At 72.6% G+C, this 22,160-nt stretch carries 24 protein-coding genes and 1 pseudogene; 10 read left to right on the plus strand and 15 right to left on the minus strand.

Annotated elements, in window-relative coordinates; all coding sequences use genetic code 11:
* Window positions 1–123 precede the first annotated feature (123 nt).
* From AC27LF_RS25485 to AC27LF_RS25500, 4 genes and pseudogenes are all read right to left on the minus strand, one after another.
* Window positions 124–693, minus strand: a pseudogene (locus AC27LF_RS25485) (TIGR04222 domain-containing membrane protein); the annotation flags it as partial.
* 163 nt (window positions 694–856) lie between these two features.
* The gene (locus tag AC27LF_RS25490) at window positions 857–1,093 is read right to left on the minus strand and encodes a hypothetical protein (RefSeq protein ID WP_404032491.1); all 237 of its coding nucleotides are present in this window, start codon (window positions 1,091–1,093) and stop codon (window positions 857–859) included.
* Window positions 1,094–1,224: 131 nt separating this feature from the next.
* Window positions 1,225–2,169: a 2-hydroxy-3-oxopropionate reductase gene (locus AC27LF_RS25495; protein ID WP_479658846.1), complete on the minus strand. Its 945-nt coding sequence runs from the start codon at window positions 2,167–2,169 to the stop codon at window positions 1,225–1,227.
* 40 nt (window positions 2,170–2,209) lie between these two features.
* Window positions 2,210–3,040, minus strand: a complete 831-nt coding sequence (locus AC27LF_RS25500; protein ID WP_479658845.1) for a TIM barrel protein — start codon at window positions 3,038–3,040, stop codon at window positions 2,210–2,212.
* Window positions 3,041–3,624: 584 nt separating this feature from the next.
* On the opposite strand from AC27LF_RS25500, the gene AC27LF_RS25505 reads away from it, so the two are divergent.
* The 6 genes from AC27LF_RS25505 to AC27LF_RS25530 all read left to right on the plus strand — a co-directional run bounded on the left by AC27LF_RS25505 (window position 3,625) and on the right by AC27LF_RS25530 (window position 7,677).
* On the plus strand, window positions 3,625–3,876 hold the full coding sequence (locus AC27LF_RS25505) for a YkoF family thiamine-binding protein (protein WP_479658844.1): 252 nt from the start codon (window positions 3,625–3,627) through the stop codon (window positions 3,874–3,876).
* A 47-nt stretch (window positions 3,877–3,923) separates the two neighbouring features.
* The gene (locus AC27LF_RS25510) at window positions 3,924–4,235 is read left to right on the plus strand and encodes a helix-turn-helix domain-containing protein (protein WP_479658887.1); all 312 of its coding nucleotides are present in this window, start codon (window positions 3,924–3,926) and stop codon (window positions 4,233–4,235) included.
* Between the two features lie 188 nt (window positions 4,236–4,423).
* The gene (uraD, locus tag AC27LF_RS25515) at window positions 4,424–4,936 is read left to right on the plus strand and encodes a 2-oxo-4-hydroxy-4-carboxy-5-ureidoimidazoline decarboxylase (protein ID WP_479658843.1); all 513 of its coding nucleotides are present in this window, start codon (window positions 4,424–4,426) and stop codon (window positions 4,934–4,936) included.
* Between the two features lie 2 nt (window positions 4,937–4,938).
* Window positions 4,939–5,373, plus strand: a complete 435-nt coding sequence (gene uraH / locus AC27LF_RS25520) for a hydroxyisourate hydrolase (protein ID WP_479658842.1) — start codon at window positions 4,939–4,941, stop codon at window positions 5,371–5,373.
* Between the two features lie 4 nt (window positions 5,374–5,377).
* Window positions 5,378–6,280: a factor-independent urate hydroxylase gene (pucL, locus tag AC27LF_RS25525; RefSeq protein ID WP_479658841.1), complete on the plus strand. Its 903-nt coding sequence runs from the start codon at window positions 5,378–5,380 to the stop codon at window positions 6,278–6,280.
* Window positions 6,281–6,300: 20 nt separating this feature from the next.
* Window positions 6,301–7,677, plus strand: a complete 1,377-nt coding sequence (locus AC27LF_RS25530; RefSeq protein WP_479658840.1) for an 8-oxoguanine deaminase — start codon at window positions 6,301–6,303, stop codon at window positions 7,675–7,677.
* 338 nt (window positions 7,678–8,015) lie between these two features.
* Here the strand turns inward: AC27LF_RS25530 and AC27LF_RS25535 are convergent, their stop codons facing one another.
* Window positions 8,016–9,446 (minus strand): MFS transporter, encoded by a 1,431-nt coding sequence (locus tag AC27LF_RS25535; RefSeq protein WP_479658839.1) that lies wholly within the window; start codon window positions 9,444–9,446, stop codon window positions 8,016–8,018.
* Window positions 9,447–9,587: 141 nt separating this feature from the next.
* Here AC27LF_RS25535 and AC27LF_RS25540 point away from each other — a divergent pair, with 141 nt between their 5' ends.
* Entirely contained in the window at window positions 9,588–9,989 is a 402-nt protein-coding gene (locus AC27LF_RS25540) for a winged helix-turn-helix transcriptional regulator (protein ID WP_479658838.1), read from the plus strand.
* Window positions 9,990–10,059: 70 nt separating this feature from the next.
* On the opposite strand, the gene AC27LF_RS25545 is transcribed toward AC27LF_RS25540, so the two are convergent.
* From AC27LF_RS25545 to AC27LF_RS25560, 4 genes are all read right to left on the minus strand, one after another.
* Complete coding sequence (locus tag AC27LF_RS25545; RefSeq protein WP_404032515.1) at window positions 10,060–10,482, minus strand: acyl-CoA thioesterase; 423 nt, start codon at window positions 10,480–10,482, stop codon at window positions 10,060–10,062.
* Window positions 10,483–10,537: 55 nt separating this feature from the next.
* Complete coding sequence (locus tag AC27LF_RS25550) at window positions 10,538–11,200, minus strand: hypothetical protein (protein ID WP_479658837.1); 663 nt, start codon at window positions 11,198–11,200, stop codon at window positions 10,538–10,540.
* Window positions 11,201–11,319: 119 nt separating this feature from the next.
* Entirely contained in the window at window positions 11,320–11,916 is a 597-nt protein-coding gene (locus tag AC27LF_RS25555) for a histidine phosphatase family protein (RefSeq protein ID WP_479658836.1), read from the minus strand.
* A gap of 106 nt (window positions 11,917–12,022) precedes the next feature.
* Window positions 12,023–13,231 (minus strand): pyridoxal phosphate-dependent aminotransferase, encoded by a 1,209-nt coding sequence (locus tag AC27LF_RS25560; RefSeq protein WP_479658835.1) that lies wholly within the window; start codon window positions 13,229–13,231, stop codon window positions 12,023–12,025.
* Between the two features lie 87 nt (window positions 13,232–13,318).
* Here AC27LF_RS25560 and AC27LF_RS25565 point away from each other — a divergent pair, with 87 nt between their 5' ends.
* Complete coding sequence (locus AC27LF_RS25565) at window positions 13,319–13,945, plus strand: winged helix-turn-helix transcriptional regulator (RefSeq protein ID WP_479658834.1); 627 nt, start codon at window positions 13,319–13,321, stop codon at window positions 13,943–13,945.
* A gap of 41 nt (window positions 13,946–13,986) precedes the next feature.
* Here AC27LF_RS25565 and AC27LF_RS25570 read toward each other — a convergent pair whose 3' ends face one another.
* Genes AC27LF_RS25570 through AC27LF_RS25580 form a run of 3 tightly spaced genes read right to left on the minus strand, consistent with a single transcriptional unit; the run spans window position 13,987 to window position 17,588 of the window.
* Window positions 13,987–14,799, minus strand: coding sequence for a hypothetical protein (locus AC27LF_RS25570; protein ID WP_479658833.1), 813 nt, complete (start codon window positions 14,797–14,799; stop codon window positions 13,987–13,989).
* Window positions 14,799–16,061 carry a VWA domain-containing protein gene (locus AC27LF_RS25575; RefSeq protein WP_479658832.1) on the minus strand — a complete coding sequence of 421 codons (1,263 nt, stop codon included), beginning with the start codon at window positions 16,059–16,061 and terminating at the stop codon, window positions 14,799–14,801. Before AC27LF_RS25575 ends, AC27LF_RS25570 begins: the two co-directional genes overlap by 1 nt.
* 9 nt (window positions 16,062–16,070) lie before the next feature.
* Window positions 16,071–17,588, minus strand: a complete 1,518-nt coding sequence (locus tag AC27LF_RS25580; protein ID WP_479658831.1) for an IucA/IucC family protein — start codon at window positions 17,586–17,588, stop codon at window positions 16,071–16,073.
* A 123-nt stretch (window positions 17,589–17,711) separates the two neighbouring features.
* Between AC27LF_RS25580 and AC27LF_RS25585 the strand changes: the two genes are divergently transcribed.
* On the plus strand, window positions 17,712–19,217 hold the full coding sequence (locus AC27LF_RS25585; protein WP_479658830.1) for an IucA/IucC family protein: 1,506 nt from the start codon (window positions 17,712–17,714) through the stop codon (window positions 19,215–19,217).
* Between the two features lie 194 nt (window positions 19,218–19,411).
* Here AC27LF_RS25585 and AC27LF_RS25590 read toward each other — a convergent pair whose 3' ends face one another.
* Together AC27LF_RS25590 and AC27LF_RS25595 are read right to left on the minus strand one after the other, a co-directional pair.
* Window positions 19,412–19,558, minus strand: a complete 147-nt coding sequence (locus tag AC27LF_RS25590; protein WP_479658829.1) for a hypothetical protein — start codon at window positions 19,556–19,558, stop codon at window positions 19,412–19,414.
* A gap of 187 nt (window positions 19,559–19,745) precedes the next feature.
* Window positions 19,746–20,354: a TetR/AcrR family transcriptional regulator gene (locus tag AC27LF_RS25595; RefSeq protein WP_479658828.1), complete on the minus strand. Its 609-nt coding sequence runs from the start codon at window positions 20,352–20,354 to the stop codon at window positions 19,746–19,748.
* 146 nt (window positions 20,355–20,500) lie between these two features.
* Here AC27LF_RS25595 and AC27LF_RS25600 point away from each other — a divergent pair, with 146 nt between their 5' ends.
* Window positions 20,501–21,187, plus strand: coding sequence for an SDR family NAD(P)-dependent oxidoreductase (locus AC27LF_RS25600; RefSeq protein ID WP_479658827.1), 687 nt, complete (start codon window positions 20,501–20,503; stop codon window positions 21,185–21,187).
* A 31-nt stretch (window positions 21,188–21,218) separates the two neighbouring features.
* On the opposite strand, the gene AC27LF_RS25605 is transcribed toward AC27LF_RS25600, so the two are convergent.
* Window positions 21,219–22,121, minus strand: coding sequence for a LysR family transcriptional regulator (locus tag AC27LF_RS25605; RefSeq protein WP_479658826.1), 903 nt, complete (start codon window positions 22,119–22,121; stop codon window positions 21,219–21,221).
* Window positions 22,122–22,160 lie beyond the last annotated feature (39 nt).

A 22,160-nucleotide genomic window follows, 5' to 3' on the forward strand; every position in this document is an offset into this window, starting at 1 on the left:
GGGGTTGCTGTGGTGGGGGTGGCTACGCGTCGTTGTGGTGTGGGTGGTGGTCGGGTGCGGGTGTGTTGTGGTTGGGCGCGCAGTTCCCCGCGCCCCTTTGGGGCACTTTGGGGTGAGCCTGCGCTATATCGAGCCGCAGCTGTAGCCTCCTCCGGTGCTGCCCCAGGACTGGCGTAGTTCGCGTTCCGTGGTGCCGCCGCGGCCGACCAGGCCCGCCTCCCGGGCGAAGCGGGGCGCCAGCTTGGTCAGGGCCGCGTCGCCGTGCACCGCGACCAGCAGCAGCCTGTCCTCGGCCGACAGGCCCGACCTGCGGGTCGGCATGGGGTGCCGGGCGCGCAGCTCCTTCAGCAGGCGGCGTGCGGCACGGGTGCGGCCGGGCGGGAAGGCCCGCAGGAGACCGGCGGCGGTGAGGTCGCCGGCCAGCTCGGCCAGGGCCGTCCGCACCCCCTGCCGGTCCAGCAACTGCCGCATGCCCGCGGGCCGGTACAGCGCGGCGTGCACCGCTTTGGTGAGCGGCGCCCGGATCCCGCCGTCGGCCGGCCCCGACGCCTGCATCGTGCCGGCGCGGCCCGCGCCGACCGCGCCCCGCAGATGCAGATCGAGCACGGCGACCGTCACGGCGGCCCGGCGTCCGCCGCGTATCCGTGCGATCTCGTGTGGCTCCAGCGTCGTCGTGGAGTTGATGTCCATCGCGCACCCCCCGTGCGGGCGGGCCCGCCGCCCCCGTGTCGGCGGGCCCCGCGTGCCTGGAACGTGCCCGCCGACACGGGTGGTCGAAGCATCGTGCGGCGCTGTTCAGAGGTTGATTTGAGGTTGGCGTAGCCCGGTTACGCCGAGGGCGGTACGTGCCGCCGGGCTACGGCTCGGGCTCCGACAGTCCCGGCCAGTCCTCCGGTCCGCCGCCCAGCCACTCGACGAGGTCGCTGTCCTCGACCTCGATCCGGTCCAGGTCGGCCATGCGCAGGATCTCGATCACGTCGTCCAGGTGCGAGGCGACGCCCAGCGTGACCTCGTCCTCGGTGACCCGCCGCGAGCCGTCCAGCGCCGGAGGGTGCACCACGATGTGCGGATGCTCGGTCGGTGGTTGCGTCATGACTTCAGCCTCCTGCGCCCCGCCGCGATCCGCACCCCCGAGCAGCGTGACGTGGGTTCCGGGCGGCGTCGGCGCCTGGGCGCGACAGGACAGATGTCGGCGACGGCGCCGCCCGGAGGCTGGAGGTCGGCTCAGAGCTGGGCGCCCGACAGGCGCTCCACGCCCCGCAGCAGGGCCGAGTGGTCCAGGCCGCCGTCGCCCTGGGCGCGCAGGCCGGCGACGAGTTGGGCGACCACGGCCCCGACCGGCAGAGCCGCGCCGACGGCCCGTGCCGCGTCCATGACGATGCCCATGTCCTTGTGGTGCAGATCGATACGGAAGCCCGGCTTGAAGTCGCGGTTCAAGAACGCGTCCTTCTTGCGCGCCAGCACGGTGGAGCCCGCGAGCCCGCCGCCCAGCACCTCCAGCGCCGCCCCGAGGTCCACGCCCGACTTCTCCAGGAACACGACGGCCTCGGCGCACGCCTCGATGTTCACGGCGACGATCAGCTGGTTGGCGGCCTTCACGGTCTGGCCCGAGCCGTGCGGGCCGCACCGCACGACGGTCCGGCCCAGCGCCTCGAAGACCGGCTTCGCGGCCTCGAAGTCCGCCTGCTCGCCGCCGACCATGATGGACAGCACGGCCTCGACCGCGCCGGCCTCTCCGCCGGACACCGGGGCGTCAAGGACGCGGATGCCCTTCTCCCGCGCCGCCTTCGCCAGGTCGATCGAGGTCTGCGGGGTGATGGAGGACATGTCGATCAGCAGCGTGCCCGGCCGCGCGTTCTCCAGGATGCCGTCCGGGCCGTAGGCGACCGCCTCGACCTGCGGGGAGGCGGGCACCATCGTGATGACCACCTCCGCGTCCCGCACCGCCTCCGCTATCGAGCGGGCCGCGGTGCCGCCGGCGGCGGCGAGCCGGTCCAGCTTCTCAGGCTCCAGCGTGTAGCCGGTGACCCGGTACCCCGCCTTGACCAGGTTCTCGGACATGGGCGACCCCATGATGCCGAGGCCGATCCAGGCAACCGCCAGACGGGCTGAGGCCGCACGGGTGGACGCTGCGCGGGCGGCGGGGTCGGAATCCGCAAGGGTGCTCATGGCGAGGTGGCCTCTCTGACGGAGGTGCGGTGTCGGGGGTTCAGCGCGCTGCGCGCGGGAGCCAGCCGAACGCCTCGGCGCTCGGGCGGTCGCCCGGCGTGTACTCCAGGCCGACCCGGCCCTCGTAGCCGGCCTTCCCGAGCCGGTCGAGAAGGTCCGCCAGGGGGAGCGAGCCGGTGCCCGGGGCGCCGCGGCCAGGGTTGTCGGCGATCTGCACATGACCGGTCCGTGCCGCGTAGCGCTCGATGACGGCGGGCAGGTCCTCGCCGTTCATGGACAGGTGGTACAGGTCCATGAGGAACCGGGCGTTGCCGAGGCCCGTCGCCTCGTTGACCCGGTCGACGACGTCCACCGCGGCCGGCGCCGACACCAGCGGATACCGCGGCGACTCGGTCCGGTTCAGCGCCTCGATCAGCAGGATCGCGCCGATCCGGTCGGCCGCGCGGGCCGCGAGCGCCAGGTTCTCCAGTGCCAGCGCGTCCTGCTCGGCCGGGTCCACGCCCGTGATCCGGTTGCCGTACAGGGCGTTGAGCGCCGTGCAGCCCAGGGACGCGGCGAAGCCGGCGGCCACGTCGAGGTTGGCGCGGAACCTGTCGGACTCCTCGCCGGGGACGGACAGCGCACCGCGGTCGGGTCCGGGGAGCCGGCCGGCGTAGAAGTTCAGACCGGTGAGCCGGACACCCGCGTCCTCGATCGCCCCGCGCAGGCCGTCGAGCGCGGCGGGTTCGGGGGTGGCGCAGTCGGGCCAGGGCCACCACAGCTCGACCTCGAAGAAGCCGGCCGCGGCGGCGGCCCTGGGACGCTCCAGGAGCGGGAGGTCCGTGAAGAGGATCGACAGGTTGACGGTGAAGCGCTGGTCTGCGAATCCCATCGGGGCCGCGCCCCCTTCTTGTTTCGCATAATGGAAATAAGTTTCTGTGTGATGGAAGACTGCTACTCGTGACGGGTGCTTGTCAAGACCGGCCGGCCGTCGTTCCGACGCCCCGAAGGGGCGCGGGGCTGTAGTGATATGCGGCTCCGCCGCGATGGGGGAGCGGCCGGCCGCGACGGTCCCGCGGATGACCGACGGCATACCGCGGCACGTCCAGCGGAGCGCCCCGTCACCGCCCTCGAACCCTTCGAGAACGCGACGCTGCGGCACGTCGTCCGCGTCAGCGGCGGCGGACACCGCGTCCGCGTCCGCGTCAGCAACGAGTACGGAACCGCACCCTTGTCCATCGGCGCCGCCCGTGTCGCCTCCTCGCCTCCTTTGCCGGCGACGTCCCAAGAAGGCCCCGCCGTGATCGTGTGCCGAGCGCTTGTGCAGCGCCGCTGATCGCCGCGGGGGAGTCCGTTAAGGTCGTGTCGGAGCGGCCGGGGCACACCGACGCCGCGATGACCCTGAACGTGTACAGCCATCTCTGCCCTGAGCCGCAGGGACGGACCAGGGCGGCGGAGCCATGCCATGGGGGCACAGTGCGATTGCGAGTGGAGTTCACGACGGAACCCTTCGATCTCGACGAGGTTCCGGCGCACGCGGTGGTGGCCCGCGAGGTCATCGAGGCGGCCGAACTGGACGCGGTGGACGTCGGCCCGTTCGGCAACACGGCGGAGGGCGCGGCCGACGCCGTGCTCGGTGCCGTGGACGCCCTGCTGCGCACGTCGCTCGACGCCGGTGCCACGCGGATCTCGCTCCAGGTCAACGTGGTGAGGGAGGGCGGCAATTGACCGGGGACGACCCGTTCGTCGCGGCCGTGAAGCCGCTGGTCGACGCCATGGGCGGGCAGCTGGTGCCGCCGGACCTGGCCGGTCCCGACGATGTCGTGCTCACCTGGCAGGGCGTGGCCGTGGTGGCGGTACGCCTGCCGCAGCTCGCCGACTCCCTGGAGCACATCCTCGCCGCCATGGAACGCAAGCAGGGCAGGCCGCTGGCCGACCTGGACCGCAAGGCCAAACAGGAGGTCGTACGGGTCCTGGAGGCGCGCGGCGCCTTCTCGGTGCGGCACGGCGTGGAGACCGTCGCCGGCGCCCTGGGCGTGAGCCGTTTCACCGTCTACAACTACCTCAACCGCGAGAAAGAGACCTGATCGGGGCCTTGGTCCAGGCCGCCGCCCGGGTTTCGGCCCCGGGTGGCGGGGCGGCCGCCGTCCGGTGATCGGGCGGCGGCTCTTCGTCACCCCGATTTTTCAACAAAGTGTTGACGCGGTGATGTGCGGGGCGTTAGCTGGCCGCAGCCCGATCCGCACGAAGGCCGCTCGCGGCCACGGAGGCTTCCGTGACGTCGACCGATATGCCCCCGGGGCTGGCCCGGTTCAACCTCCTGGAGGAGCACAGGGCCCGCGCCGCCCTGTACGAGGTGTGCGCCTGCGCGGCATGGGTCCGACAGTTGCTCGCCCACCGGCCCTACGCCACCGTCGACGACCTCTGCGCCGCCGGCGACGCCGCCATGGCCACGTTGACCGCCGAGGACGTGGAGGAGGCGATGGCCGGGCACCCGCCGATCGGCCGCCCCACACCGGGCGACGCGACCTCCGCCCGGGAGCAGCGCGGCATGGCGGACGCCGCCGCTGCCCTGAAGGCCGAGATGCTGGCCCTGAACCTGGCCTACCAGGACCGGTTCGGCCATGTGTTCCTCATCTGCGCCACGGGGAAGACGGCCGAACAGATGAGGGACGCGGTCAAGGAGCGGATCGGTAACACGCCCGAGCGGGAGCGTGAGGTCGTCCGCGCTGAACTGGGAAGGATCAACCGCATCCGACTGGCCCGACTCGTCGAAGAGGACGCCTGAGCATGACCACGAGCACCGCCGCCGCACCGCCGGGTCCGGTGTCCACACACATCCTGGACACCAGCATCGGCCGCCCCGCCGAGGGCGTCGCCGTCCGGCTCGCCGCCCGCGCCGGACGCCACGCCGACTGGCGGCCGCTTGGCGGCTCCGTGACCGACGCGGACGGCCGGTGCCGGGACCTGCCGGCGCTGCCGGAGGCGACCACGCATGTACGGCTCGACTTCGAGGTCGAGGCATACTTCGACAACAGCGCAAACAGCGCGAACGGCGCGGACAGGCAAGCCGACGCGCGGCAGGACGCCCCCGCGCATCGGGACGGCGGAGCCGGTGTGTTCTTCCCGGAGGTGGCGGTCACCTTCGCCGTGCACCCCGGGGAGCACTACCACGTACCGCTGCTGCTCACCCCGTTCGGCTACTCCGTCTACCGAGGGAGCTAGCACAGTGCCCATCCTTGGACAGAACCAGTACGGCAAGGCCGAGAACCGCGTCGTACGCGTCACGCGGGACGGTACGACCCACCACATCAAGGACCTCAATGTGTCGGTGTCGCTGAGCGGCGACATGCACGAGGTCCACCACTCAGGCTCCAACGCCAACGTCCTGCCGACCGACACCACCAAGAACACGGTGTACGCGTTCGCCAAGGAGTACGGCATCGACTCCGCCGAGCAGTTCGGCATCCGCCTCGCGCGGCACTTCGTGACCTCGCAGGAGCCGATCCACCGGGCCCGCGTCCGCATCGAGGAGTACGCCTGGGAGCGCATCGAGCACTCCGGAAAGGGCGCGCACTCGTTCGTCCGCACCGGCCAGGAGACCCGGCTGACCCAGATCACCTACGACGGCTCGTCCTGGGAGGTCGTCTCCGGTCTGCGGGACCTGACGGTGATGAACACGACCGACTCCGAGTTCCGGGGCTACGTCAAGGACAAGTACACGACGCTCCCGGAGGCGTACGACCGCGTCCTGGCCACCCAGGTCCGCGGACGCTGGCGGTTCAACTGGAGCCGCGAGGGCCAGGAGACGCCCGACTGGGAGACCTCCTACCGGGAGACGAGGAGACACCTGCTCCAGGCATTCGCCGAGGCCTACTCCCGCTCCTTGCAGCAGACGCTGTACCAGATGGGCACCCGCGTCATCGACCACCGCGGCGAGATCGACGAGGTCCGTTTCTCGCTCCCCAACAAGCACCACTTCCTGGTCGACCTGGAGCCGTTCGGGCTGAAGAACGACACCGCCGACGGAGCAGTCTACTTCGCCGCCGACCGCCCCTACGGCCTGATCGAGGCCACCGTGCTGCGGGACGGGTGCGAGGCGCGGATCCCGGTGGACCTCACCGACCTGTGACGCAAGCGAGAGGACGAACCATGGCATCCGGGCGCATCGTCATCGAGAACGCCGCGATCGCGACCGTCGACGCGCACGACACCGAGTACGCGGACGGGCATGTGGTCATCGCCGGCCACCGCATCGAGGCGGTCGGCGCGGGCCGGGCCCCCGAGGGCCTGCCGGACGTGGTACGCCGCATCGACGCCGGCGGCCACCTCGTGACCCCGGGCCTGGTCAACACCCACCACCACTTCTACCAGTGGATCACCCGCGGCCTGGCCACGGACCACAACCTGTTCGACTGGCTGGTCGCGCTGTACCCGGTCTGGGCGCGCATCGACGAGCCGATGGTGTACGCGGCGGCCCAGGGCTCGCTGGCGATGATGGCACGCGGCGGCGTGACCACCGCGGCGGACCACCACTACGTCTACCCGCGGGGCTGTGGCGACCTGTCCGGGGCGATCGTCCGCGCCGCCCGCGAGACGGGCGTCCGCCTCACCCTCGCCCGTGGCTCGATGGACCGCGGCCAGGGGGACGGCGGGCTGCCGCCGGACTTCGCCGTCGAAAGCCTGGAGGACGCACTCGCCGCGACCGAGGAGACCGTCCGCCTGCACCATGACGCCTCCTTCGACGCCATGACGCAGGTCGCCGTCGCGCCCTGCTCGCCCTTCTCCGTCTCCACCGAACTCCTCAAGCAGGGCGCCGAACTGGCCCGCCGGCTCGGCGTGCGGCTGCACACCCACGGCTCGGAGACCGTCGAGGAGGAGAAGTTCTGCCACGAACAGTTCGGCATGGGCCCGACCGACTACCTGGAGTCCACGGGCTGGCTCGGCGACGACGTGTGGATGGCGCACTGCGTCCACATGAACGACTCCGACATCGCGGCCTTCGCCCGCACACGGACCGGCGTCGCGCACTGCCCCTCCTCCAACGCCCGGCTCGCCGCCGGCATCGCCCGCGTCCCCGACCTGCTCGCCGCCGGCGTCCCGGTCGGCCTCGGCGTCGACGGTACGGCCTCCAACGAGTCCGGCGAACTCCACACCGAACTGCGCAACGCCCTGCTGATCAACCGCCTCGGCGCCCATCGCGAGGCCGCGCTGAACGCCCGCCAGGCGCTGCGGCTCGGTACGTACGGCGGCGCCCGGGTGCTGGGCCGCGCCGACCAGATCGGCTCGCTGGAGCCGGGCAAGCTGGCCGACCTGGTGCTGTGGAGGATGGACACCCTCGCCCACGCCTCCATCGCCGACCCGGTGACCGCTCTCGTCTTCGGCGCGGCGGCCCCGGTCACCGCCTCCTTCGTGAACGGCCGGCAGATCGTACGGGACGGTCGGCTGCTGCACGTCGACGAGGACGCCGTCGCCCGGACCACCCGAGCCGAGGCGCAACGCCTGACCCGTCTCACCACGCAAAGCTGACCGGCCAGCACACCAACCGCAACACACGGCCCCGCCCGCCGCAGCCCCCCGGCCCGCGTCACCGCGGCCCTGCTCGACCTGGTCTTCGACCACCGCGGCCCACCGACGCCCCTGCCGCCGGCACCACCGCTCACAGCGAGGAGTTCACGACTGGCCGGCACCGGTGTCAGGGACGTCGCCGTTGCGGCGCCAGGATCGCCGGGCCGGGGGCGGGACGCGGGTTGCTCAGCCGCGCGCTTGCCGGCAAGGGGGCGTTCGGCGCCGTCTGAACCGAAGCGACCGAGGGGGAGTCGGCGGGCCTTGCCGGTGTGGCCGGGCCCGCCGCCGTACCGCGTTCCTCACCGGCTGCGGGGCCGCAGCACCGCCCCGGCCAGCATCAGGGCCGCCACCGCGATCCCGGCCGCCACCCGGAACGCCAGTCGGTAGCCGTCGGCGGTGGCCGGAAGAAGGGCGGTGCCCCGGGCGAGAAGGGCGTCCGTGCGGGTCGCGGCCAGTGTGGTCAGCGTGGCCAGGCCCAGTGAACCGCCCACCACCTGCGTGGTGTTGAACAGCCCCGAGGCCAGCCCCGCGTCCTCGGCGCGGGCCCCCGACATGGCGAGCCCGGTCAGCGCGGGCATCGCCGCCGCGAAACCGGCGGCCAGCAGGAGCAGCGGCGGCAGCACATCGGTGGCGTAACGGCCGTCGACGGGCGCCCGGCTCAGCAGGGCCATGCCCGCGGTGATCAGCACGAGACCGCCCAGCAGCACCCGGTACGGTCCGAACCGGCCGATGGTGCGGGCCGACAGGCCCAGCATCAGCAGCCCGATCGCGACCGGCGCCGGCAGAAAGGCGAAACCGGTCGCCAACTCGCCGAAGCCCAGGACGCGTTGCACATACAGCGCGCCGATGAACTGGAACCCGTACATCGTCGCGATCATCAGCACCTGGACCGCGTTCGCCCCGGTCAGCATCCGGGAGCGGAACAGCCGCAGCCGCAGCAGCGGGCGCGCGGCCCGCGCCTGGCGCAGCACGAACGCGCCGAACAGCACGAGGGCGAGCGCGGTGAGCGACAGCGTGCCCGGCAGGCCGCGGTCCCCGGCGCCGACGATGACGTACACCGTCAGCATCAGGGCGCCGGTCACCAGCGCCGCCCCCGGATAGTCGGCGCCCCGCCCGGGTCCAAAGCCGTGCTCGGGCGTGAGGATCCGGACGGCCGCCAGCCATGCGGCGACACCGATCGGCAGATTGATCAGGAAGATCCAGTGCCAGCCAAGGGCCTCGGTGAGCGCCCCGCCGAGGAAGGTGCCGAGCGCCCCGCCCGCGGCCCCGACGGCGCTGAACACCGCGATGGCGCGGGCCTGTTCCGGCGGCTCGGGGAAGAGCGCGACCAGCATGCCGAGCACCACGGCGGACGCCATCGCACCGCCCACGCCCTGCGCCGCCCGGGCGGCGATGAGCAGGCCAGGACCGGTGGCGACCCCGGCCAGCAGCGAGGCCGCGGTGAACACGGCGAGCCCCGCCGTGAACATCCGCTTGCGGCCCAGCAGATCGCCGAGCCGGCCGACCAGCAGGAGCAGCCCGCCGAAGGGGATCAGATAGGCGTTGACGACCCAGGCGAGCCCGGGGCCGCTGAAGCCGAGGTCGCTCTGGATGGCGGGCATCGCCACCGTGACGATGGTTCCGTCCAGGATCGTCATGAGCGTGCCCGCGCAGAGCACGACGAGGGACGCCCAGCGGGAGTACGTCCGGGACGGGGTCACCCGTGCCGGTGGCTCGGTCGTGGTCGACATGGGCTGATGGCCTCCGCAATCTCCAGGGAAACACTCACGGGACCGACCGGCGCCCGCGGGTACTGTTCGTGCTCTTGGTGCACGACTTGTAACGGGGACCATCGTCAGTGACCATGGAGGGCGGCAGAAGGAGGCAGTTCGATGTCCCAGGGGAACACCGGTGTAACGGTCCAGGCAGTGAACGCGCACGCCTGCCCGGTCCGCGAAGTTCTTGACAGGGTCGCCGGGAAATGGAGCGTGCAGATCCTCGTCGCGGCGGCGCACGGACCCATCCGGTTCACCGAACTGGAACGCTCCGTCGAGGGCATCAGCCGCCGCATGCTCACCCTGACGCTGCGCAACCTGGAGCGCGACGGCCTGGTCACCCGGACCGTGCATCCGACGGTGCCGCCGAAGGTGGAGTACCGACTGACGCCGGTGGCCCATGAGTTGCACGAGACACTGCAACAGCTGACGGACTGGGCCGAGCGCCACCGCGGGCACATCGCGCAGGCGCGGGCGGCCTACGACGCCGAGCACCGAACCGAACTGCTCGACGCGTAGGCTGCGCGCGGGCTCGCCGCGTGGCGTGGGTCCGCCGCGCGGCGTAGGTCCGCCGCGTGGCGTGGGTTGGCTACAGCCCGAGCGGGCCGAGGTCCGTCGCCAGCTCCTTGAAGACCTCCCGTGGATCGGCGACCAGCTTCCGCAGCTTCAGGTCGAGGATCCCGCCGACCGCGCTGATCTCGGCGGCCACGGTGCCGTCGGTCTTGCGTATCGTCTGCAGGATCCGGAACGTCTTGCCGGCGCCCCACTCGAACGCGCAGGTCACCTCGACCTCGTCACCGGCCAGCAGCTCGCGCAGATAGCGGATCCTGGTCTCCAGCGCGACCGGGCCCACGCCCTGTCCGACGAGCCGGGTCTGGCTGACCCCGACCGCCTGGAGCAGCGACCAGCGGGCGTGCTCCGCGTAGTTGAGGTACACCGCCTGGTTGAGGTGTCCCTGGACATCCGTCTCGTATCCGCGGACGGTCACCCGGACGGAAAACGGCTCGCTCACGGTTGGCCTCTCTCGTGTAGGACGCCCTGATGTCTTCGATCCTGGCACGCCCGCCTCACACCCGGCGCGGGGAGGCCAGCACATAGCGCTCACGCGTCCGCGGCTGGGTGTACTCGCCGGCCTGCCAGCCCGCTTCCTCCAGCGTGGCCGCGTACGCGCCGAGCGCCCCGGCGTCCGGCGCGTACACCGCGACCGCCTCCGGCTGCGGGGTCGCACGCACCCGGTACCCGTCGGCGTCCGGCCCGGCCGGGCGGTGGCCGGCCGCCTCCAGGGCGAGGGCGGCGGCCCGCACCAGATGGGCGCGTTCCCAGCCGCAGGGCCGGTCGGCGGCCCCGTCGGGGTTGGTCATCCGGCGCAGTTCGAGCAGGCCCTGCCAGGCGCTGTGCACCTCGCGCGCCCGCGCGGGACCGGACGGGACGCCGGCTTCTTCCGCGCCGCCGACCCGGGCCGCGAAGACCCCGCCGTCCGCGGCGGGCGCGCCGGCCGGTGCGGCGGGGGCGGGTGCCGCTGTGGCCGGGCCCGCGGCCGGCGCGGCCGTCTCCCGCAGGCGGTGTCCCGCCGGGGTGAGGAAGTGGTCGTGCGGCGGACGCGGATGCCTGAAGGCGAGCCCCCGCCGCACCAGCGCGGCGAGCTGCGTCTCCGTGCCCCGCAGCCGCCCGGTGACCGGGTCGGCGGCGTCGATCACGCGCCGCTGCGCGGCGGTCGGCGGTCGGGCCACGGTCTGCTCCTCCCCGGTGGTCGTTCGCTGCGAAGAGCCGGTGACCGGCTCCTTCGCAGCCTACGACCCGGGTACGACAGCGAGGCCCGCCACGGGCGCCGGGCCCGCGCCGGGTGGTGTCAAGGGTCTGGTCGTAGGTTCCAGCCTGTGATGACCGGTCGGTCGTGTTCGGTGCCCAGTTGGCACAGCGTTCCGGTGGTGAGCGAGAACAGTGCCCCGTGGGTGGCCGGAAGGCCGAGCCGGCGGGCGGTGAGGACCCGCAGGAAATGCCCGTGCCCGACCAGGAGCACGCCCTCGGTGCCGGCGAGCGCGGCGTCCACCTTGGCCAGGACCCGGTCGGCCCGCTCACCGACCTGCCGCGGGCTCTCCCCGGGGTGCTCCGGCGGGCCCGGCGCCACCCCGTCCGTGAACAGGAACCAGCCGGGCCTGGTGCGGTGGATGTCCGCGGTGGTGACACCCTCGTAGCCCCCGTAGTCCCATTCGCGCAGGTCGGCGTCGACGCGGGCGTCGCCCACGCCGATCAGCCGGGCGGTCTCCCGGGCCCGTCCCAAGGGGCTGACGAAGGCCGCGCCGATGCGCTGCGAGCGCACCAGCGGGACCAGCCGGCGCGCCTCGGTGCGGCCGTGCTCGGTCAGCGGCACGTCCGTCCAGCCGGTGTGCCGTCCGGACCGCGACCACTCGGTCTCACCGTGCCGGACGAGAAAGAGGTCACCCACCTGCCCACCCTTCCCGCGCGTCTTCACGCACCGTGGCACGGGAGGCCGGCGGCCGCAGGCGGAACTGGGCCGTACGGCCCTCGGCGGCACCCGGAGGCGCAGGTGGTCACTGCCGGTAGCCGCCGAGGAACCGTCCGATCCGCCCGATCGCCGCCTCCAGGTCGTCCGCGTGCGGCAGGGTGAGGATCCGGAAGTGGTCCGGGGCCCGCCAGTTGAACCCGGTGCCCTGGACGACCTGGATCTTCTCGCGGAGCAGCAGGTCGAGGACGAACTTCTCGTCGTCGTGGATCCGGTGCACCTTGGGGTCGAGGCGCGGGAAGGCGTACAGCGCGCCCTTGGGCTTCACACAGGACACGCCCGGGATCTCGTTGAGCCGTTCCCAGGCCACGTCCCGCTGCTCCCGCAGCCTGCCGCCGGGCGAGGTCAGTTCGCGGATGGACTGGCGGCCGCCGAGGGCCGCCTGAATCGCGTACTGGGCGGGCGCGTTGGCGCACAGCCGCATGGAGGCCAGCATCGTCAGGCCCTCCAGATAGTCCTTCGCGTGCTGCTTCGGGCCGGTGACCACCAGCCAGCCCGAGCGGAAGCCGGCCACCCGGTACGTCTTGGACAGCCCGCAGAAGGTGAGGACGACCAGGTCGGGGGCGAGCGCGGCGGTGGAGTGGTGGACGGCGTCGTCGTAGAGGATCTGGTCGTAGATCTCGTCGGCGAAGACCATCAGGCCGTGGCGGCGGGCGAGGTCCAGGATGCCCTCAAGGATCTCCTTGGGGTAGACGGCCCCGGTCGGGTTGTTGGGGTTGATCACGACCACGGCCTTGGTACGGTCCGTGATCTTGGCGGCCATGTCGGCCAGGTCCGGGTACCACTCCGCCTGCTCGTCGCACAGATAGTGGACCGGTTTGCCGCCCGCCAGGGTGGTCACCGCCGTCCACAGCGGGAAGTCCGGCGCCGGCACCAGGATCTCGTCGCCGTCCTCCACCAGCGCCTGAACGGCCATCGACACCAGTTCGGAGACGCCATTGCCGAGGAAGACGTCGTCGACGCCGACCGCGAGGCCCAGGTTCTGGTAGCGCTGGGCGACCGCCCGGCGGGCGGAGAGGATGCCGCGCGAGTCCGTGTAGCCGTGCGCCTGCGGCAGCATCCGGATCATGTCCTGAAGGATCTCCTCCGGTGCCTCGAAGCCGAACAGCGCGGGGTTGCCGGTGTTCAGGCGCAGCACGCTGTGACCCGCCTCCTCCAGCGCGTTGGCGTGCTCGATCACCGGGCCGCGGATCTCGTAGCAGACCTCGCTGAGTTTGTTCGACTGCCGGAACTCCATGCGCCGCTTCCCCTCAGATAACTGGTGTTGCTTGGTTTTACCAAGTGAGAGCTTGGAAAGTCCAACAACATGTCTAGACTGCGTCGCATGTCACCTCGCCGAAGCTACGACCAGTACTGTTCCGCCGCCCGCGCGCTCGACCTCGTCGGCGACCGCTGGACCCTGCTGATCGTCCGGGAGCTGCTGGCCGGCCCGCGCCGCTACACGGATCTGCACGCCGACCTGCCGGGGGTGAGCACGGACGTACTCGCCTCACGGCTGAAGGACATGGAGCGGGACGGCCTCACCACCCGCCGCAGGCTGCCCCCGCCCGGCGCCGCCTACGTCTACGAACTGACGGGACGCGGACGGCAGTTGCTGCCCGTGCTGCACGCGCTCGGCGCGTGGGGGCAGGCGGAGCTGGCCGAGCGCAGGCCCACCGACGCGGTACGCGCGCACTGGTTCGCGCTGCCGCTGCTGCGGGCGCTGGACGGCGAGGGACTGGTCGAAGTCCACCTGGAAGAAGGGGACTTCCATCTGTACGCCGGCTGCGAGGAAGGGCCGGTGTACGGCGACGGGCGGGCCCCCGCGGAGCCCGACGCACGGCTCGCGATGGACACCGGGACCTGCACGGACATCGCCCGCGGCGCACTCACGCTGCGCGACGCGGTACGGGCCGGACGCGTCGCCGTCACCGGCAACGGCACGCTCGCCAAGGCGCTGCGGGAGACGTAGAGACACGGAAGGCCCGCCGCGGCGGCGGGCCTTCCCTGAGGTCAGGCTCCCGGCGGCATCCGGGACGGCCGTCCCGCGCCACGGGTCAGCGCATACCCCCCGATGCCGGCGAGCGCGGCCAGCACGCCGCCCACCCCGGTCCACACCCAGCGGTCCGACCACCAGCCGGACGACCAGCCGCCGTCCGGCTCGATGCTGGACAGCACCGCCGACTTCACCGACCCGTCCTCGTCCGCGTCGGCGGCGTCCGACGCCACCGAGACGCCGGGCACCAGCGGCTGCGCCAACGAGCCGTCCACCGCGGCCGAACCGCCGATCTCCTTGGAGCCGACGCGGACTTCGGCGCTCACCGGCAGGCCCAGATCGGCCGGGGCGGCGTTCACCACGGTCAGCCGGACGTAATAGGTGCCCGGCAGCGGGTCGTTCGCCCACGGCTCCGACCAGGCCCGTACCGTGCGCAGCACACACGCCGTCTCGACGGTGGCGGCGCCCTCGGCCGCGGTGCGGGTCTGGGCGCCGTACTGGCAGGACTGGCGGCGGCGCAGACCGTCGTACACGTCCAGCTGCCACGTCTGGGCGCCGTGCGTGTCGGGCAGCTTGACCGTGGCCCTGACGTCGGGGCGCTGCCCGGCGTCCGCCGGGAACGACCAGTACAGGTAGTCACCCGTGGAAGCGCTCGCGGTGGCCCGCTGGCCCTGCTCGATCTCGGTCGCCGTACGGAACGACGTCCCCGCCCGGGTGGGCGCGCCGCCGTCGTCCGAGGCGCCCGGCGACGGGGAGGAGTCGGCGGCCGCGGGACCCGCGGCCAGCCCGAGCGCCAGCAGGGCGCCGCTCAACACATGTGTGATCCGCATCAGTTGGTCCTCCAGACCGCGACCCGCCAGCGCGAGAGCCAGCCCCACAGCACACCGGCGACAAAGCCGGCCAGCACCAGCGCGCCGAGCAGCCACCAGCCGCGGCCCAGACCGAAGGCGGCCACGTCGCTCGCCTTGCTCGGGCCGTCCACGACGTCGACGGTCAGCTCAAGCGGCAGCCCCGGCGTCGTCTTCACCCCGGCCGCCACCGAGAAGGAGTTGGTGACCTGGAGGCACACCGCCTCCGCGGTGGCGGTGTCGTCGTCGCTCTCCGGCTTCGGATAGCGCAGGCCCGTCGAGAGGACGTCCGTGCGGCCGTTGCCCGCTGCCTCGCCGCGCACGATCTCCCGGCCGTGCACCGTGACGGCCCGCAGCAGCACCCCGTAGTCGGGGTTGACGGCCCGGTCCGCGGCCACGCTCACCGAGGCGCGCAGCTCCTGGCCGGGGTCGACGTCCACCTTGTACCAGCGCTGCTGCCCGAACTCCTCGCGGTCCGTGTACAGTCCGGCCTTCAGCGCGGGCGCCTTCGCGCACTCGGCGGCCCCCTCGGCCGCCACCGGAGTCACCACCGGTTCCGCGGCGCGGTCCACCAACTCGCCGACCCGGTCGCTGAGTTCTTCCTTGTGCTGTACGGAGGTGTAGGTGCCGCCGGTGGCGTCCGCGATGCAGATGAGCTGGTCGCGGGTCTTGGCGTCGGGCACCAGACCGAGGGTGTCGATGGTCAGCCCGATGCCCTTGGCGGCTATCTCGCGGGCCACCTCGCACGGGTCGAGCGGTGGGCAGGTGTCCTCGCCGTCGGTGATCAGGACGATACGGCGGGTCCCCTCGCCGCCGTCGAGGTCGCCGGCCGCCTGCCGCAGCGCGGGCCCGATCGGCGTCCAGCCGGTCGGCACCAGCGTCGCCACCGCCGTCTTGGCCTCGGTCCGGTCCAGCGGGCCCACCGGGTAGAGCCGTTCGGTGTCCTGGCAGCCCTGTTTGCGGTCGTCGCCCGGGTAGTTGGCGCCCAGGGTGCGGATGCCGAGCCGCACCTCCTCGGGTGTCGCGTCAAGCACCTCGTTGAACGCCTGCTTCGCCGCGGCCATCCGCGACCCGCCGTCGATGTCCCGCGTACGCATGGAACCGCTGACGTCCAGCACGAGTTCCACCTTCGGAGCGGCCTGGTCCGTCTCGTCGGCGACCGCTCCGGCTGGGAACGCGATCCCGGCCGTCAGGGCGGCGAGCAGGGCGCAGACTCCCGCCGCCAGCCGTTGTGTTCTGATCATCGGCGGATCCTATTGATCAGAGGTGTCCTGTTCCAAAACGAGCGGGTTGGGCAGTGCGGCCCACTGGTCACCGGGGGTTCGCGGGGACAGCCGCATCAGGGTCAGCGCCTTGGCCGGCAGCGGCCCCTCGCGCAGCGCGGCCAGATCGGCGGTGTGCGGTACGTCCGGCAGTGCCGCGGCCAGTGCGGCCCGCAGCGCCTGACCCGAACCCGCGGCCCCGGCCAGCGCCCCCGCCACCAGCGAGCCGAACAGCTTGCGGCGCAGGGCCGGCACCTCGTCCGTGACCAGCCGGCCCGTCAGCTCCGGCGGGGTGATGCCGTGCCGGGCCAGCCGGGCGGGGCTGATCCGGATGTCGGCGAGGTCGCGGTAGACCAGACGCAGCGGATCGCCCGCCGCGGACAGCACCACCAGCAGATTCTGACCGTGCGCCTCCAGGGCCACGCCCCACTCCAAAAGCCGCAGCCCGACGGTGAGCGTCAGCCGGGCCAGCGCCGCCAGCCGGGCGGGGCTTTCCGGCAGACCCGTGCCGGACAGCGCCGCCACCGGGAGCACATACTCGCCCGGCCCCGCGAACCGCTGCGGAGACTCGCGCAACACGGCCGCCAGATCGGGGGAGTTCGCGGTGGCCGCGCCCAGCGTGCGGGTGATGTGCAGCAGCCCGCCCATGCGGTCCGACAGGCTCTCCGCGAACGCCGACAGGGTCGCGGAGGCGCCCACCGAGTACACCGAGATGTCCCGCACCGAGGACGTCAGCCGGGTGCTCAGGGCGGTCTTGACATGCGGGCCGCCGGGGACGGCCAGGGTGCGCAGCGACATCAGAGGATGGGCCGAAGGACCCGGCTCGCAGGGCGACTTGAGGACATGGGCGGCCTGCCACGGGTGCACCGGGATCAGCAGCCGCTCCCCGTCCCGCAGCTCCGTCGGCCACGCACCCGTCAGCAGGCACTCCGCCGCCGCGACCGGCACCGTACCCAGTTGCACCACCGGCCGGTGCTCCGGACCGTACGCGAACTGCTCCGCCACCGAGAAACCCGGCCGGGAACGGCAGTTGGGGTGGAACGGATGGCCGTCGACCACCCGCTGCTCCCACTCCCATTCATGCCGCGGCCACGCGCCCGACGGCCTGGGGCTGCCCGCCCGGGACAGCGCCAACGAGGCGACGCTGTGCGCCAGTTCTCCCGCGAAGCCCGCCGCGTTCGGCACCGCGAGTGCCGTCAGCAGCCGGGCCGGGTCGTCGTGCGCCGCACCGTCCAGGAACACGGCGGTCACATACGCGTCGGTCGCGTACGGATCCGCGAGCGGACCGCGCAGCGTGCGGCCGTCGGCGAGCCGCAGCGCGAGCCCGTGCGCCCCGGCCGTCCGGCGGGCGATCCACGGCAGCGGCTCATGGGCCAGTGCCCGCCACAGACGGGTCAGCACGGCCGCGCGGGCACCGGGCAGCTCGGCCGCGTACCGGGGCACGAGGCCGGGCCGCAGGCCGGCCAGCTCGGCGGCGACCTGGGCCTCGGCGGTGGGGGGACGGTGCACGGGCGGGCTCCTCGGATCCGGGGTGGGTGGCAGCGATGCCGGGTTCCAGAGACATACTGATCGCGTTCGGACCGTGCGGCCGCACCGTGTGGGCCGTGCCACCCTGAGGACGCAGAACGACGAATGGACCGCGTGGACCCCATGCCCCCCAGCGACGACATCGGGGCGCGCGCCGACGCGTATGCCGCCGCGCCCCTGCTGAACTGCCTGCTCCGGGAGATCGCCGAGCCGCTGCCGGAATCCGGCGAGCCGCCCGCCCACCGGCTGCCCGGCAGCGGTCGGCTGCTGCGCGTGCGCGGCGGGCGGCGGCCCGCCGCACCCGAGGTCCACGCGGCCGGCGGCTGGCACCGCATCGGCCACACCGAACTGGTCAAACTGGTCGCCGACGAACTGCGCCGGCACACCGGGCTGTCCAACGACGACCTGCTCACGGAGATGATCGACAGCCGCGACGCGATCGCCGCGCTGCTCACCGCGCGCGCCGCGGCGACGCCGCCCGACGACCCCTACCGGCTCTCGGAGCAGTCCCTGGTCACCGGCCACCCCTACCATCCGGCGCCCAAGGCCCGCGGCGGCGGCCCGGTGCACCGCTGGCTGCCGTACGCCCCCGAGGCGTACGCGCGCTTCCCGCTGGTGCTGCTCGGCGTGCGCGCGGACACGGTGGTCGAGGAGGGCGACACCACGGCGCTGGACGCCCTCGGCACCGCACCGCCCGGCTACCGGCTGCTGCCCGCCCACCCCTGGCAGCTCGACCTGGTGGCCCGCACCCTCGCGCCCGCCTTCGCCGACGGACGCCTGCTGCGGCTGGGCACGACCGCGTCGACCGCGTGGCCCACCGCGGCGATCCGCACCCTGTACGAGCCCGGGCACGATCTGTTCCTGAAGTTCAGCCTCGATGTGCGCATCACCAACGACATCCGCCGTCTGTGGCGTCATGACCTCATGAAACTGCGCCGCACCGACGCCGCGGCGAGCCATGCCTTCGCCGCCTTCGACGGACCCGCGGCCTGGCTCGGGGACCGCGGCTACCGCACCGCAGGCTTCGCCTTCGAGGAACTGGCCGTCCTCGTCCGCGACGGGCTGCGCGGCCATCTGCTGCCCGGTGCGACGCCGCTGCTCGCCGCCGGACTGGTGGAGGGCTTCACCGGTGACCCGCTGGCCACCGCCGCCGACCCGGCGACCTGGTGGGCGGCGTATCTGCGCCAGGTAGTCCCGCCCGCCCTTGCCGCCTTCGCCGACCACGGCGTGGTGATCGAGGCGCATCTGCAGAACACGCTGGTCGCCGTGGACGGCGCCGGGACGCCGGTGCAGGCCCTGTTCCGGGACGCCGAGGGCGTCAAGCTGCTCCCGGAGGTGTCCCGGGCGGCCGGCTGGGAACGGCTGGTGTACTGCCTGGTCGTCAACAACCTCGTCGAGGTCGCCGCCGCCCTGGCCGAGCGCCACCCCGGATACGACCCCTGGCCGGCCGCCCGCCGCGAGCTGGCCCGGCACGACCTGCCCGAGGCCCGCGCGCTGCTCGCCTCGCCCACCCTGCCCGGCAAGACGAACCTGCTGCTGCGCTGGACCCGAGCGGACGGCGCGGCCGCCCGCTACCTCCCCCTGCCGAACCCCCTGACCCCCGACACCTGACCCGACTCCCGCCCCGTTCAACTCGGTGAGATACCGGCTACGTGTCGGCGCGGTCCGCTGTCGAGGGTTCTGCCGTGCGGTGGCCGTGGCCCGCCCGCCGGGGGTGACGGTGGCCGGGGCGGGGGGACCGTGGCGTGCCTTCCGGCACGGTCCGGGTGCGCGCACCGTGCCGGTCCGCGGCCGGCGGGCGCGGTTCAGGCCGACCGCCGCTGGTCACCGGCCCGCCACACCCGGCCGCGCGAGTCGTCCCGCTTGCCGTCGTGCTTGCCGTCCTCGCGCGCCCGGGCCGCGCCACCGCCGACCATCGGGCCCGCCGCCAGGGTCGCCCGGCACCCGCGCACTTGACCAACTGCCGCCGCGAGAACCGCGAACCGTCCCGCTCTTCACTTGCAGACAAAACCGGCACCTCTCAGTGGGCCGGCCTCTGTATGTGTCGACCACGAAGCCTCAAAGGTGTGACCAGAATCCGGGTGAACACGACCGGCCGCGATCACGAAGAGCGCTCCGTGGGCGCAGGCACGGCACAGTTCAGGGGAGCGGCCAGGTGCGCAGGGCGGCGTCGGCCATGGCCTGGAGTTCGTCGCGGCCCACACCGCTCGCGGCTTGCACGGCGATGCCGAACGCCAAGGTGGTGACGTAGCGGGCCAGCAGCCCCGGATCGGCCTCCGGAGGCAGGTCGCCGTCGTCCACGGCCCGCTGGAACCGCTCTCGCACACGGGAGCAGCCGTTGTTGCGCCAGGCGGCGAGAAGGTCCTGGACCTCACGCCCGGAGTCGCTGGTGGCCAGGGCGCCCTGGACGCCCAGGCATCCGTGGGGATGCGCCGGGCGCGTGGTGGTGCGGACGGTGCCGGTCAGGAGCGCGGTGGCGACGCCGAGGGCGGTGGGCTCTTCCAGGGCTCGGGCCAGATAGGCGCTCGGGCCTTCGGTGTAGCGCTCCAGCGCCTTGCGGAACAGCTCCTCCTTGTTGCCGAAGGCCGCGTACATGCTGGTGGTGGAGATGCCCATCGCGTCCGTCAGGCTCGCGAGGCTGGCCCCCTCGTAGCCGTGCTCCCAGAAGACCAGCATGGCGCGCTCAAGGGCTTCGTCGGCGTCGAATCCTCGCGGTCGGCCGATCGGACTGCTTCTCTTCGTCTCCACTCCCGCACCCTACCTCTTCTGTAGCGATCGATGCGGAAGTGCTACCGTGAGATTTCTGCATCGATCGATGCAGAAGTCGTCGAGTACGTCATCCGCTCCGGCAGCCGACCGGCCGGCCCGAGCCGTATGTGTGGGGAAGGAAACGCATGACCATCACGCTGATCACCGGGGCCAACAAGGGCATCGGTTTCGAGACGGCAAGACAGCTACTGGAGTTGGGCCATGTCGTCTACATCGGCGCGCGCGACGTCGAGCGGGGCGAAAAGGCCGCGGCGGCGCTCGGCGCACGATGCGTGCACCTCGATGTGACCGACGACGCGTCGGTGAGCAGCGCGCTGGCGACGATCGACTCGGCCGAGGGCCGCCTCGACGTCCTGGTGAACAACGCGGGCATCCTCGGGGGCGAAGTCCTCGACGGCCCCACGGCCCTGCGCATGTTCGACACCAACGCGGTGGGAATGGTGCGGGTCACGGAGGCGGCACTTCCGCTGCTGCGCAGATCCTCGAACCCGACCGTGGTCACCGTGTCGAGCAGCCTCGGGTCGTTCTGGGCGGTGACCAACCCCGACCGGCCGGAGTTCAACCTGCCGTTCGCGCTCTACTCCGCGTCCAAGGCGGCGGCGACCATGCTGACGGTCCAGTACGCCAAGTCCCAGCCGGGCATCAAGTTCAACGCACTGGAGCCGGGCACCACCGCCACCGACATGACCGCGGGCTTCGGAATCGGAAGGCCGGTGGAAGACAGCGCCAGGGTCGTCGTGCGGCTGGCCACCCTCGACGCGGACGGTCCGACAGGAACCTTCCAGGACGAAACCGGGGAACTGCCCTGGTAGGAGCGCAGGGGCCGACGAGCGGACGCGGATGTCAGGACGCGTCCCGGCCGGCCAGGTCGATCACCAGGTGCCGGACGGCGTGCAGGGCCGGGTTGTCGTCGTTCGCCCGCCAGGCGGCGACGAGTTCGACCGGCTCACCCTCGACCCCGACCACCGGGCGGAGCACGATCCCGTCCAGCCCCAGCGCCTCGGCCGCCCGGGGGACCAGCGCCAGTCCCAGCCCGGCTCGCACCAGCGCCAGGATCGTGTGCACCTGGCTGAGGTGGTGTACATACCTGGGCACGACCCCGGTACTGCGGAAGATGCTGACCAGCACCTCGTAGAAGTAGCGGGCCTCGGCGGGTGAGTACATGACGAACGGCTCGCCGTCGAGGTCGCGTACATGCGGTACCCGGTCCGGCGCGGCCAGCGGGTGCCCGGCCGGGATCGCGGCCAGCAATGCCTCCCGGTGCAGGAGGCGGTGCGCGAGCCCGGTGCCGGGCACAGGGGGACGCACGAGGCCCAGGTCCAGTTCCCCGGAGCGCAGGTTCTCCAACTGTGTCCCGGACACCCGCTCGCGCAGCACCAGATCGACGCCCGGCAGCCGGGAGTGGATGCCGCCGACGATGGCGTCGAGCACCGAGTACGCGGACGACGCCGTGAAGCCCAGTGCCACTGTCCCGATCTCGCCTGCGGGCACGCGGCGTACCGACAGTGCCGCCTGCTCGGACAGCCCCAGAATGCGCCGGGCATCGCTCAGGAACGCCTGTCCGGCCGCGGTGAGCCGGACGGACCGTCCGATCCGGTCGAACAGCTCGACGCCCAACTCCCGCTCCAGCAGCTGAATTCGCCGGGACAACGGGGGCTGGGTCATCGACAGCCGCTCCGCCGCGCGGCCGTAGTGCAGCGTCTCGGCGACGGCGACAAAGCTTTCCAGCTGATTCAGCGTAAACACCGATCCAGTATAGGTATCGATTGATGCCCAGGAAGTGTT

The sequence above is a fragment of the Streptomyces diversicolor genome (assembly GCF_057537855.1).

Excerpts from the sequence above, each read along its gene's own strand:
- AC27LF_RS25490 (WP_404032491.1), bottom strand. The coding sequence starts at position 1,093 with ATGACGCAACCACCGACCGAGCATCCGCACATCGTGGTGCACCCTCCG.
- AC27LF_RS25495 (WP_479658846.1), bottom strand. The coding sequence starts at position 2,169 with ATGAGCACCCTTGCGGATTCCGACCCCGCCGCCCGCGCAGCGTCCACC.
- AC27LF_RS25500 (WP_479658845.1), bottom strand. The coding sequence starts at position 3,040 with ATGGGATTCGCAGACCAGCGCTTCACCGTCAACCTGTCGATCCTCTTC.
- AC27LF_RS25510 (WP_479658887.1), top strand. The coding sequence starts at position 3,924 with ATGGGCGGGCAGCTGGTGCCGCCGGACCTGGCCGGTCCCGACGATGTC.
- uraH (WP_479658842.1), top strand. The coding sequence starts at position 4,939 with ATGACCACGAGCACCGCCGCCGCACCGCCGGGTCCGGTGTCCACACAC.
- AC27LF_RS25530 (WP_479658840.1), top strand. The coding sequence starts at position 6,301 with ATGGCATCCGGGCGCATCGTCATCGAGAACGCCGCGATCGCGACCGTC.
- AC27LF_RS25535 (WP_479658839.1), bottom strand. The coding sequence starts at position 9,446 with ATGTCGACCACGACCGAGCCACCGGCACGGGTGACCCCGTCCCGGACG.
- AC27LF_RS25540 (WP_479658838.1), top strand. The coding sequence starts at position 9,588 with ATGTCCCAGGGGAACACCGGTGTAACGGTCCAGGCAGTGAACGCGCAC.
- AC27LF_RS25560 (WP_479658835.1), bottom strand. The coding sequence starts at position 13,231 with ATGGAGTTCCGGCAGTCGAACAAACTCAGCGAGGTCTGCTACGAGATC.
- AC27LF_RS25565 (WP_479658834.1), top strand. The coding sequence starts at position 13,319 with ATGTCACCTCGCCGAAGCTACGACCAGTACTGTTCCGCCGCCCGCGCG.
- AC27LF_RS25570 (WP_479658833.1), bottom strand. The coding sequence starts at position 14,799 with ATGCGGATCACACATGTGTTGAGCGGCGCCCTGCTGGCGCTCGGGCTG.
- AC27LF_RS25575 (WP_479658832.1), bottom strand. The coding sequence starts at position 16,061 with ATGATCAGAACACAACGGCTGGCGGCGGGAGTCTGCGCCCTGCTCGCC.
- AC27LF_RS25585 (WP_479658830.1), top strand. The coding sequence starts at position 17,712 with ATGGACCGCGTGGACCCCATGCCCCCCAGCGACGACATCGGGGCGCGC.
- AC27LF_RS25600 (WP_479658827.1), top strand. The coding sequence starts at position 20,501 with ATGACCATCACGCTGATCACCGGGGCCAACAAGGGCATCGGTTTCGAG.